The sequence below is a fragment of the Streptomyces sp. NPDC048254 genome (assembly GCF_043201895.1).
Classification (GTDB): Bacteria; Actinomycetota; Actinomycetes; order Streptomycetales; family Streptomycetaceae; genus Streptomyces.
The window spans coordinates 198,612-209,147 of the sequence record NZ_JBICZJ010000021.1 but is presented as its reverse complement, the minus strand read 5'-3'; the positions used below and the strand labels follow the sequence as shown (position 1 = coordinate 209,147).

10 protein-coding genes are annotated in these 10,536 nt (G+C 70.6%); 4 read left to right on the top strand and 6 right to left on the bottom strand.

What is annotated here, in order from left to right; genetic code table 11:
* The first annotated feature begins 214 nt into the window (after nucleotides 1-214).
* Nucleotides 215-1,168: an RNA polymerase sigma factor gene (locus tag ACGFZQ_RS42475; protein ID WP_393844940.1), complete on the top strand. Its 954-nt coding sequence runs from the start codon at nucleotides 215-217 to the stop codon at nucleotides 1,166-1,168.
* A complete protein-coding gene (locus ACGFZQ_RS42470) occupies nucleotides 1,165-2,136 on the top strand; it encodes an RNA polymerase sigma factor (protein WP_393844939.1) in 972 nt (323 codons plus the stop codon). The genes ACGFZQ_RS42475 and ACGFZQ_RS42470 overlap by 4 nt, the downstream gene beginning before the upstream one ends.
* Nucleotides 2,137-2,173: 37 nt before the next feature.
* Here ACGFZQ_RS42470 and ACGFZQ_RS42465 read toward each other — a convergent pair whose 3' ends face one another.
* Both ACGFZQ_RS42465 and ACGFZQ_RS42460 read right to left on the bottom strand, forming a co-directional pair.
* Nucleotides 2,174-3,700 (bottom strand): UbiD family decarboxylase, encoded by a 1,527-nt coding sequence (locus ACGFZQ_RS42465; protein ID WP_393844938.1) that lies wholly within the window; start codon nucleotides 3,698-3,700, stop codon nucleotides 2,174-2,176.
* Nucleotides 3,700-4,299: a non-oxidative hydroxyarylic acid decarboxylases subunit B gene (locus ACGFZQ_RS42460; protein WP_351736387.1), complete on the bottom strand. Its 600-nt coding sequence runs from the start codon at nucleotides 4,297-4,299 to the stop codon at nucleotides 3,700-3,702. The genes ACGFZQ_RS42465 and ACGFZQ_RS42460 overlap by 1 nt, the downstream gene beginning before the upstream one ends.
* A gap of 114 nt (nucleotides 4,300-4,413) precedes the next feature.
* Between ACGFZQ_RS42460 and ACGFZQ_RS42455 the strand changes: the two genes are divergently transcribed.
* A complete protein-coding gene (locus ACGFZQ_RS42455) occupies nucleotides 4,414-4,860 on the top strand; it encodes a MarR family transcriptional regulator (RefSeq protein ID WP_351736389.1) in 447 nt (148 codons plus the stop codon).
* 37 nt (nucleotides 4,861-4,897) lie between these two features.
* On the opposite strand, the gene ACGFZQ_RS42450 is transcribed toward ACGFZQ_RS42455, so the two are convergent.
* Entirely contained in the window at nucleotides 4,898-5,395 is a 498-nt protein-coding gene (locus tag ACGFZQ_RS42450) for a MarR family winged helix-turn-helix transcriptional regulator (protein ID WP_393844937.1), read from the bottom strand.
* A gap of 114 nt (nucleotides 5,396-5,509) precedes the next feature.
* Nucleotides 5,510-7,054, bottom strand: a complete 1,545-nt coding sequence (locus ACGFZQ_RS42445; RefSeq protein ID WP_393844936.1) for a long-chain fatty acid--CoA ligase — start codon at nucleotides 7,052-7,054, stop codon at nucleotides 5,510-5,512.
* Between the two features lie 105 nt (nucleotides 7,055-7,159).
* On the opposite strand from ACGFZQ_RS42445, the gene ACGFZQ_RS42440 reads away from it, so the two are divergent.
* On the top strand, nucleotides 7,160-8,422 hold the full coding sequence (locus ACGFZQ_RS42440; protein ID WP_393844935.1) for a PucR family transcriptional regulator: 1,263 nt from the start codon (nucleotides 7,160-7,162) through the stop codon (nucleotides 8,420-8,422).
* Between the two features lie 29 nt (nucleotides 8,423-8,451).
* On the opposite strand, the gene ACGFZQ_RS42435 is transcribed toward ACGFZQ_RS42440, so the two are convergent.
* Both ACGFZQ_RS42435 and ACGFZQ_RS42430 read right to left on the bottom strand, forming a co-directional pair.
* Nucleotides 8,452-9,231 carry a crotonase/enoyl-CoA hydratase family protein gene (locus ACGFZQ_RS42435; RefSeq protein WP_393844934.1) on the bottom strand — a complete coding sequence of 260 codons (780 nt, stop codon included), beginning with the start codon at nucleotides 9,229-9,231 and terminating at the stop codon, nucleotides 8,452-8,454.
* A gap of 67 nt (nucleotides 9,232-9,298) precedes the next feature.
* Nucleotides 9,299-10,516 carry a CaiB/BaiF CoA transferase family protein gene (locus tag ACGFZQ_RS42430; RefSeq protein WP_393844933.1) on the bottom strand — a complete coding sequence of 406 codons (1,218 nt, stop codon included), beginning with the start codon at nucleotides 10,514-10,516 and terminating at the stop codon, nucleotides 9,299-9,301.
* Nucleotides 10,517-10,536 lie beyond the last annotated feature (20 nt).

Here is a 10,536-nt window from a genome sequence, read left to right as displayed (position 1 = left end):
ATGACAAGCGCGACTACATCTTCAACGGCACCCTGACCGTCACCGCGATCGTCATCTGGCTTCGCGACATCGTCCAAGAGCCATCAGAAGGGCCCAAGCAGGCCACTCCGTCACAGAAGGTACGCCGGGAGTTGTGCCCGGCGTACCCGCCTGTGCGAGAGTCCCCCCACCATCAGTACACGTCGGTACACATCCGCATGGAGGCATTCGCTTCATGGTGTTTCTCGATCCCCCCACGGATGAGGAACTCACCCGCAGGGCCCAGTCCGGAGAGACCGCGGCCCTCGGGCTGTTGTTGGCCCGCCACCAGGCGCCGATGCGCGCGGTGGCGCTGAGCCTGCTCGGCCACGGCCCCGACGCGGAGGACGCGGTGCAGGACGCCGTGGTCACCGCGCTGCGGCGGATCGGCGACGTACGGGATCCGGCGGCCGTCGGCGCGTGGCTGCGCGCGATCGTGCGCAACACCTCCCGGATGCGGCTGCGCGCCGACCGGGAGGAGACACCCGGTCTGGACCAGCTCGACCAGCTCGACCGGCTGGCCCCGGGCACCGACGGACCGTCGCACCCGGAGCGGGTCGTCGACCGGCACGCCATGCGGGACTGGATCTGGAACGCGATGGCGGAACTGCCGCAGCAGCTGCGGCTGGTGCTGATGCTGCGGCACTTCAGCGGCATCACCTCCTACCAGGAGATCGCCGGTGCCTGCGAGATCCCGGTCGGCACCGTCCGCAGCCGGCTCAGCCAGGCCCGGGGAAAGCTCGCCGAGGTGCTGCTGAGGACCGCCACGGAGGCCCACGACGACGCGTCCCGTCTCGTCGAGGACAGCCGCAAGGAGGCCGAACTCACACTGGACGGCGCGATGCGCGGCCGTCAGCCCAGGGAGATCCTGGAGCTGTGGCCGGCGGAGACCGAACTGGTCGGCATCCTCCGCACGCCGGGCGAACGCTGCCACCCCTTCCCGGCCATGGAACGGACCCGGCAGAGCGGGATCACCCAGCACCTGCGCCATGTGGTGGCCAGCCCGGACATCACCATCTGGGAAATGACGACCGCCAACCCGGACGGCATCCCGAACCCGTGCCCGCCGAACCTCGCCTGGCTCATGATCCGCAGGCCCGACAGGAGGGTCCGGAGCCTCCGCGTGGTCTTCCCGGGGCGGCCCGCGTGATCCGGGAGACCGCCGGGGCCGCCCTCGCCGAGGACACGGCGCTCACCCTTGCCGCGCAGGCGGGCGAGGTGACCGCGCTCGGTCTGCTGCTCGAACGCCATCGTGCGGGCATGCGCGCGGTGGCGCTGAGCATCCTGGGGCCGGGCCCGGACGCCGACGACGTACTCCAGGAAGCGGCCCTGACCGCACTGCGGCGGATCGGCGACGTCCGTGATCCGGGGGCGGTCGGCGCGTGGCTGCGGATGATCGTCCGCAATGGTGCCCGCTCCCTGCTGCGGGCCACGGTTCCCGCCCGCCCGGTGGACGAGGGCCTGCAGTTGCCGGCGACGGAGGCCGGTCCGGAGCAGTGGCTCGAACAGAGCGCGCTGCGGGACTGGGTCTGGGAGGCCCTGGAGGAGCTGACCCCGGTGCTGCGGCTGCCGTTGGTGCTGCGCCACTTCACCACCGGGGTCAGCTCCTACGAGCAGATCGCCCATGCCTGCGGGGTCCCGGTCGGCACCGTCCGCAGCCGGCTCAGCCAGGGCCGGGCCAAGCTCGCGGCCGCGCTCGCCGCCACGGCGGACACCGCGCACGGCGACACCGGCCGGCGCGCCCGGGAGACCCGGACCCAGGCGCGGGAGACGCTGGCCGCCGCCGAGAGCGGGCACTTCGCCCGGCTCCTGACGGAACGCTGGTCCCCGGAGATCGCCCTGCTCAGGGGGAACGACCGGGTCGGCGGCGGCGACCTCCTGGTCCGTGCCATGGACGGCGACATCGAGGCCGGGGTGCGGCAGCGGCTCGCCCATGCCGTTGCCGGACGGACGCTGGCCGTCTGGGAGATGGACATCGTCAATCCGTCCGACGACCCGGAGCACTGCCCGCCCACGGTGGCCTGGCTGATGACGCTGGACGAGGCCGGGCGGGTGCACCGGCTGCGGCTCTTCCATCCCCGGCCGTTGCCGACCATGGAGCTGCTTCCGGTGCTGTGACCCGATGACGGGGCGGCCCCCCGGGTGTTCGGGCCCGTCAGGCGCCGGGGGCGGCTCCCGCATCGGCTCCGACCTCGACCTCGACCTCGGCTTCGGCTTCGGCTTCGGCGGCGAGGACCTTGGCGCGTACGTCGGGCGGGAAGACGCCGTCGAAGGTGGCCTGCCGGGCGCGGCCGTGGCCCTCCGCCGGGAGCAGCGCGTCGTGGACGACGACGGCTCCCCAGCCGTTGTGGAGTTCCTCCTCGGTGAAGCACGGGTACCAGGGCATGATCGGGCCGTGCCACTGTTCCTGGCGGAGGGTGGGATGCACGCGGGTGGCCAGTGCCCACAACAGGTCCGAGTCCTTGGCCGGGTCCACGTCGTCGTCGAGGACGTAGACGACCGGGGAGAGCCGCCCGACCCGGGTGCCGTTGAGGACCTCGCCGATGCGGTGGACGAAGCGGGCGGTGTCCATGCCCGGCATCAGGTCACGCCAGTCGGAGGGGACGGTGATGACGGTCCAGAAGCAGGCGGCGCCGAGCGGCAGCCAGGCCGTGGTGACGGGGAGTCCGGCCTTGCGCAGCTCCGAGACGACCTCGGCGGAGATCCCGGCGGCGGGTGCCACATGGGAGTCGTCGACGGGCCGGCCGGCCGGGGCGAGCGGCCAGACGGGGTCGCTGCGGTAGGTGATGGTCTCGATGCTGAAGAGCGGCTGGGGTGAGGTCTCGGGCAGTGCCCAGCCGTGGAACTCGGCGAACGGGCCCTCGACCGCGTCCCGCGTGGCGGAGAGGTGGCCCTCGATGACGACCTCGGCGGAGGCCGGGACCTCGAGGTCGTTGGTCTCGCACTTGACGACGTCGACGGGGCGGCCGAGGAGTGCGCCGAGGTAGGCGCCCTCGTCGACCTCGGTGGGTACGGTCATGCCGCCGACGACGGCGGCGCCTGGGTCGCCGCCCTGGAACAGGGCGTAGGGCATCGGCTGGCCGATGGCCTCCCATTCGCGCCAGATCATGCCGAGGTGCTGGCCGGGCAGGACCAGTCCGGTCATGTGCCGGCCGTCGATCATCATGATCCGGGAGATGGACCAGTTGGTCCACCGGCCGTCGGGGGTCCTGGCGACGATCACGCCCCAGGTGTTGACGTAGGGGCCGCCGTCGCCCTCGTGGACGACCGGGATCGGGAACCGGTCCAGCCGGGCCTCGTCGCCGGTGAGGACGTGCTGCTTGCAGGGTGCGCCGTCGCCGGTCACCCGCCTGGGCGGGAGCAGTTCCCCGGTGCCGGCCTGGGCGAGTCGTTCGACGAGTTCGGCGGCGGTCGTCGTGTACGGCAGGCCGAGCGAGAGGGAGATCCGGGCCAGCGGATGCCCGGGAATGCTGGACAGCGCGCCCGGGGCGCCGACCATGCGGAAGCCCTCGCCGGCGCCCTTGAGGTGCTCGAAGAAGGGGGCGGGACGGCCGTTCTCGGTGGAGCGCCGGGTGACGGCGGACGCCTCCAGGTCCGGATCGACCACCCGCGAGATGCGCTGGAGGTCGCCCAGCTCTTCGAGCCTGGCGAGGTAGGACCGGAAGTCAGTGGTTTCGGACATCAGTTGATTGCACCTTTCGGTTCCGAGGGGCGGGGCATCCCGTCCCAGCGCTGCGCGGACGGCACCTGGATGCCGAGCTGGTCCAGCACGCGGACGGCGATGTGCCCGACCAGGTCGTCGATGGTCGTCGGGCGGTTGTAGAAGGCCGGCATCGGCGGCACGATCCGTACCCCCATCCGGGAGAGCGCCAGCATGTTCTCCAGATGGATCTCGCTGAGCGGGGTCTCTCTCGGCACCAGCACCAGGGGACGCCGTTCCTTCAGCGTGACGTCGGCGGCGCGCGGGATGAGGCCGTCGGCGTACCCGGTGCGGATCCCGGCGAGGGTCTTCATGCTGCACGGCGCGACGATCATCCCGTCCACCGGGAACGACCCGGACGAGATCGCCGCACCCTGGTCGTTCCACGCGTAGGTCACGTCCGCGAGGTCGGTGACCTCGCGGACCGAGAGGTCGGTCTCCAGATGGATGGTCGCTCTGGCCCACTGGGACAGCACGAGATGGGTCTCCACGTCGGGCTGCTCCCGCAACCGGCGCAGCAGTTCGACACCGAGGACGGCGCCGGTCGCCCCGGTCATCCCCAAGATCACTCGTCGAGGCATGAACAACACCTTCCGTACGCGGTAAGTCCGTACACGGAATAACGTAGAACACTTGACTTGCGATGGCAAATGATCCGCGTACGGAATGACAGTAGGCGGAGGTAACCTGGGCCCATGACGACAGGGGCGCGCTACGACGGAACGCTGGAAGACGGCATGGCCCACCAGCTACGACGGGCCTCGCAGGCGGTGAACGCCTCGTGGCAGCTGCACTGCGGAGGCGACCTCACACCACCGCAGTTCGCCGTGCTGCATGTCCTCGACGAACAGGGAAGCCTCGATCAGAAGTCCCTCGGCGCACACGCCGCGATCGACCGGTCGACGCTCACTCCCCTGCTCGACCGGCTGGTGGCGCGTGGCCTCGTCACCAAGAACACGGATCCCGACAACCGCCGCCGGCAGCTGATCACGCTGACCGACGCCGGGCGCGAGCGGGCGGCGCTGGGCCGCGAGCAGGTGCGGGAGACGAGCCGCTGGATCGAGGAGCTCCTCGGTCCCGACCGCCTCGCGACCCTGACCCTCCTGCTCAAGGAACTCGGGGACGCGGGCCGCGCGCAGTAGCGCCCTTCGCGTTAATCCTCAAGTCATCGTGCCGTGCTCAGCGCACGGGCGAGTCGACGCGCTGGAGGATGCGCTCGGCGTCCTGGCCCAGCCGGCGAAGACGCTCGGGAGAGAGGTTGTCCACGACGAGATGCCGGACGTGGGCCGCGTGGCCGGGTGCGGCCGACTCCAGCTTCCGTATGCCGTCGGGCAGCAGCACGGCGTTGGTGAAACGCCCGTCGTCGGGGTCCGGTTCGCGCCGGACGTAGCCGCGCTTCTCCAGCCGTTTCACCAGGTGCGACAGCCGGGACAGGGACGAGTTGACGACCTCGGCCAGGATGCTCATGCGCAGGGTCCGGTCGGGGGCCTCGGAGAGCATGGCCAGGGCCATGTACTCGACCATGCTCAGATCCGCGTCCCGCTGCAACTGGGTGTCCAGGGCCCAGGGCAGCCGGGTGATGAGCCGTACCACCGACATCCATGCGGCCAGTTCGGCCGGCGTGAGCCACGGATCGGCGGGCTCGCCGGTCCCCGGCGACGCGTCGGAGGTCGTCATTTCGGGAGCGTACCAGCCTCCGAGCGCCGTTCGGGGGCCCGCGGGAGCGGTTCGGGCACGACGCCGCACGGGATCGGGCACGGCCCGCCCGATCCGGTCGGATCACTTGCCCCTTCATGTGATCCGATCCGTTCGGGGCCGGCCGGGCCGGTCCGGCGCTCCGGGCACGTCGGCCGGCGGCACGATCTCCCTCTTGAGGATCTTGCCGGTGGGCCCCTTGGGCAGGGTGTCCACGAGCCACACCCTCCGCGGATACTTGTAGGCGGCGACCCGGCCCTTGACGTAGGCACGCAGTTCCTCGGCGGTCGTCCGGGCCCCCGGCCGGAGCACGACCGCCGCGCCCACCTCCTCGCCCAGATCGGGGTCGGGGATGCCGACGACCGCGGAGTCGGCGACCGCCGGGTGCTCGTACAGCACGCCTTCGATCTCACGGGGGTACACGTTGTACCCGCCCCGGATGATCACGTCCTTCTTCCGCCCGACGATCCAGAGATACCCGTCCTGGTCCAGCCGGCCGAGGTCGCCGGTGTGGAACCAGCCGTCCCTGATCGCGGCGGCCGTCTCCGCGGGGCGCCGCCAGTACCCCTTCATCACGTTGTGCCCGCGGACCGCGATCTCGCCGGCCTCCCCCCGAGGTACCTCCCGGCCGTTGTCGACGTCGACCACCCGTACCTGGACCCCCGGGATCGGGACGCCGACCGAACCGGGCCTGGGCCCGGCCCGCAGGGTGTTGGCCGCGACGACCGGCGAGGTCTCCGACAGCCCGTAGCCCTCGAGTACGGCGCAGCCGAACGCGGCCCGGAAGTCGAGCTGCACCTGGACGGGCATCTCGGCGCCTCCGGCGAGGCACACCCGCAGCCGGGAGACGTCGTAGTCCGCCCTGCCGGGCTCCCGCACGAGCCTGCTGTACACCGTCGGCACCCCGGCGAAAACGGTCACCCCGTGCTTCTCGACCATCTCCAGGGCCCGCGCCGCGTCGAAGCGCGGCAGCAGCGTGAGACACGCGCCGGAGGCCACGGCTGCGTTGAGGGTGCAGGTCTGCCCGAAGGCGTGGAACAGCGGCAGCCCGCCGAAGATCACGTCGTCGGGCGTGAGACGGAGCAGTTCGGTGGCCACGACGTCGCAGTTGCGGGCGAGGTTCGCATGGGTCAGTTCGGCGCCCTTCGGCTGGCCGGTCGTCCCCGAGGTGTAGAGAACGACCGCGGTGTCGTCGTCATGACGATCCGTCATGTCCGACGGCAGCGAGGTGGCGTCCGGCAGTTCGTCGAGGGAGCCCGGATCGACGACGACCGCCTCCGCGTCGACCTGCCGCGCACCGGCCTGTGCCTCGTCGGCGAAGTCGTGCCAGGCGAACAGCAGCCGGGCGCCCGAGTCGCCGAGGTGATAGGCGACCTCCCGGGACTTGAGCAGGGGATTCATCGGGACGACGACGCCACCGGCCCGGAGTACGCCGTAGTACACGAGGGCGAACTCCGGCACGTCGGGCAGCATGATCGCGACTCGGTCGCCGGGCCGCACGCCACGATCGCGCAGCAGCCCCGCCATCCGCGCACTGCGCCGGTCCAGCATGCGATAGGAGACAGTGGCGTCCCCGAGACGGAGCGCGGGGCGGTCCGGATGCGTCCGGGCGCTGTCGACCACGTGGTGTGCGAGGTTCATGTGTGCCGACGCTAGGCGTGCGGCGCACGGAAATCACTGGGCCCGCGATACGACCCCGGGGCCCGAATTGGTGCCGCTGGACCATTCCGCGAGTAGCTTTGAGGAATGACTCCGGAGCACCCAGAAGTCGCAAAGCAACTGTCCGTGGTCGCGGCGAACGTAGGGTCACGTCTCCCGGAGGTCGGCAACGACATCGGGCAGTATGTTCTTGCCGAGATAGCGGAACTCAGGGGCGACTCCACCATTGTCACAATGCTGCAGGCGAGCGTCGCGGAAAACGCCGGCACACTGCTGCATGTTTTCGAGAACGACATTTCTCTGGACAAGGTCGAGGCGCCCGCGGCCGCGCTTGAGTACGCCAGGAGACTGGCTCAGCGGGGAATTCCCCTCAGTGCGTTGATCAGGGCCTACCGGATCGGGCACTGGCGTTTTCTGCAGTGGTGTCTGGACGAGCTCAACCGGCAGAACGCCGACGAGGAGCTGGCCGTCACGACCAACCGGCGCATGCTGCACGTGAGCTTCGGCTACATCGACCGGGTCACCGAGCAGGTCATCGCGATCTACCAACATGAACGGGACAACTGGCTGCTCAGCCAGACCGCGGCGCGCGCCGCCCGCGTGCGCGACATCCTCGCCACGAGTGACGTCGACCTCAACTCGGTGGAACCGGCGCTTGGTTACCGACTTCGGCAGAATCACCTCGGGCTGGTGGCGTGGCTGCCCGCCCTGACCGACGAGGGTGCCGGACTCGCCCGGCTGCACCGGATCACGGACGAGATCGCCCAGTGGCTCGGCTGCACCTCCAGGCCGCTGTTCGTCCCCCGGGACGCGATGGTCTCGTGGACCTGGCTGCCGCTGGGCGCGAACAGCGACGTCACGTGGCACGAGGTGTCGGACGTGCTGGAGCGCGGCGATCCTTCCCTGCACATATGTGCAGGGAGCGTGGGATACGGAATCGAGGGATTCCGCGCCACGCACCGGCAGGCACTGCGCGCACAGGAACTCGCGGCGGTGGCCGACCCGGTCCCCCGGTTCACCGAATTCTCCACCGTCGCCCCCATCGCCCTGATGGCCACGAACATCGACGACATCCGCGCATGGGTGTGGGGAATTCTCGGTCCGCTGGCCGTCGACGACGAGAACAGCGCTCGGCTTCGGGAGACCGCTCAGATCTTCCTTGACAGCGGGTGCAGTTACACCGCCACCGCCGCCGCGCAGATTCTGCACAAGAACACGGTGCAATACCGCATCCGAAAGGCCGAGGAGATGATCGGCCATCCGGTCCAGAGTGAGCACACCGATCTGGAGATCGCGCTGCGCGCCGTCCGGTACCTCGGCTCGGCGCTCCTGCGCACGAGCGCCGAGTGAAGTGGCCGGGCGTTCAGGGGGTGTTCGGGTCAGCGGCGCTGCCAGTGCGGTTGGCGTCGCTCCGCGAAGGCGTGGGCGCCCTCCTGGGCGTCGTGGGACGCCAGCACGGGTGCGGTGATCAGGTCCTGGTCGAGGAAGGCGTCCTGGTCGCTGAAGGCCCGCCGTTCGTTGACGACGCGTTTGACGGCCTCGATGGCCAAAGGCGCGTTGAGCGCGATGCTGCTGGCCAGTTCCAGGGCCCGCGTCAGGGCCTGGCCCGGTTCGGTGAGCTCGTTGACCAGGCCGAACCGCTCGGCGCGCTCGGCGGGCAACGACTCGCCCGTGAGGAGGAGTTCGAGCGCGATGTTGTGCGGGATGCGCTCGGGCAGCCGGACCATGCCCCCTTCGGGCGGCACGATGCCGTAGCGGACCTCGGTCTGGCCGAAGGTGGCGTTCCGCGCGGCCACGATCATGTCGCAGGCGAGCGCCATCTCGGTTCCGCCGCCCAGCGCGTAGCCCTCGACGGCGGCGATGAGCGGGGTCGAGATCCTGGCCCGGGTGATGCCCGCGAAGCCCCGGCCCTCGATGATGGGCAGGTCTCCGGCCGCGAAGGCCTTGAGGTCCATGCCCGCGCTGAAGACACCGCCGGCGCCGGTGAGGATGCCGACCCTGAGGTCCTCGTGGGCCTCGAGGTAGTCGACGGCGGTGGCGAGGGCCCGTGCGGTGGCCCCGTCGATGGCGTTACGGGCCTTGGGCCGGTCGATCGTGATCACGAAGATGCCGTCGATCTCCTCGGTGCGTACGGTCGGTGTGTTCGAGTCCGTGGTCATGACGTGTTTCCCTTCTCTCCCTCACGCTGCTGGCCGTGACGATCCCTCGCGCCGTGGGGCCCCGGCTTCATCCGACGGCCGCGGCCTTGCGCAGTTCCTCGATCCCGGCGGCGTCGAAGCCGAGGTCATGGAGCACGGAATCGGTGTGTTCGCCCAGATCGGGGGCCGGGCGCGGGGGGACCTTGGGCTCCTGGTCGAGCCGCACGGGGCTGTCGATCGTCAGGTGCGGTTCCGCGTTGCCGTCGTCGATCGGCACAAGGATCCGGTTGGCGACGAGTTGGGGGTCGTGGGCGAACTCCTCGAGCGTCTGGGCCACTCCGTAGGTGAGTCCCGCGGCGTCGAGCACCTCGCGCCACTCGGCCAGCGGACGGGCCGCGAACGTCTTGTCCAGCACGCCGACGATCTCGGCGGCGTGGGCGCGGCGGCTCTGCGAGTCGGCGTAGTGCGGGTTCTGGGCGGCCTCTGGGTGGCCGATGGCCTGGAGGAACAGGGGGACCTGCTTGTCCTCGTTGGCGAAGGCCAGCAGCAGCCAGCGGTCGTCCGCGGTGCGGTAGGCGTTGGCCAGCGCGTTCGGCGGGTCGGTCCGGTCGACCGGCCGGGGTGCCTTGCCGCCGACCAGTACGGCCTGCAGCCACATGCCCGCCGCCCAGGCGCCCTCGGCGACCAGTGACGCGGTGACGCGTGCGCCCTCGCCGGTCCGCTCCCGCCGGTACAGCGCGGTCATGATCCCGGCGAACAGGCTGATCGCCGTCGGGTGGTCGCCCGATCCGAACGCGTTGATCGCCGGCGGCGCGTCGTGCTGGCGTGTCACGTCCATGAGGCCGCTGCGCGCCCAGAACGCGGTCACGTCGAACCCGGGCAGGTGGGCGTCCGGGCCCTGTTCGCCGAAGCCGGTGACATCGGCGTAGATCAGCCGGGCGTTCAGCGGGGCCAGGTCGTCGTACTCCAGCCCCAGCTTGGCGCGGGTGTGCGGCGGGAAGTTGGTCACCAGCACGTCCGCCCAGGTCACCAGCCGTTCGACGACGGCCCGGGCCTCGGGCGACTTCAGGTTGAGGGCGATGCTGCGCTTGTTGCGGTTGTCCAGCTGCCAGGGGTAGTTGACGCCCTCGACACGGGGGTTCGGCGGTATACGGCTGAGCGACCGGTAGGCGTCGCCGGAGCCCGGTGGTTCCACCTTGACGACATCGGCGCCGAAGTCGCCGAGGATGGTGGCCGCGGCGGGCCCGGCGATGAAGCTCGCGAGATCGACGACGTGCAGTCCCTGCAGCAGGGGCGTGTTGCTCATGACGACTCCTTTGACGACTC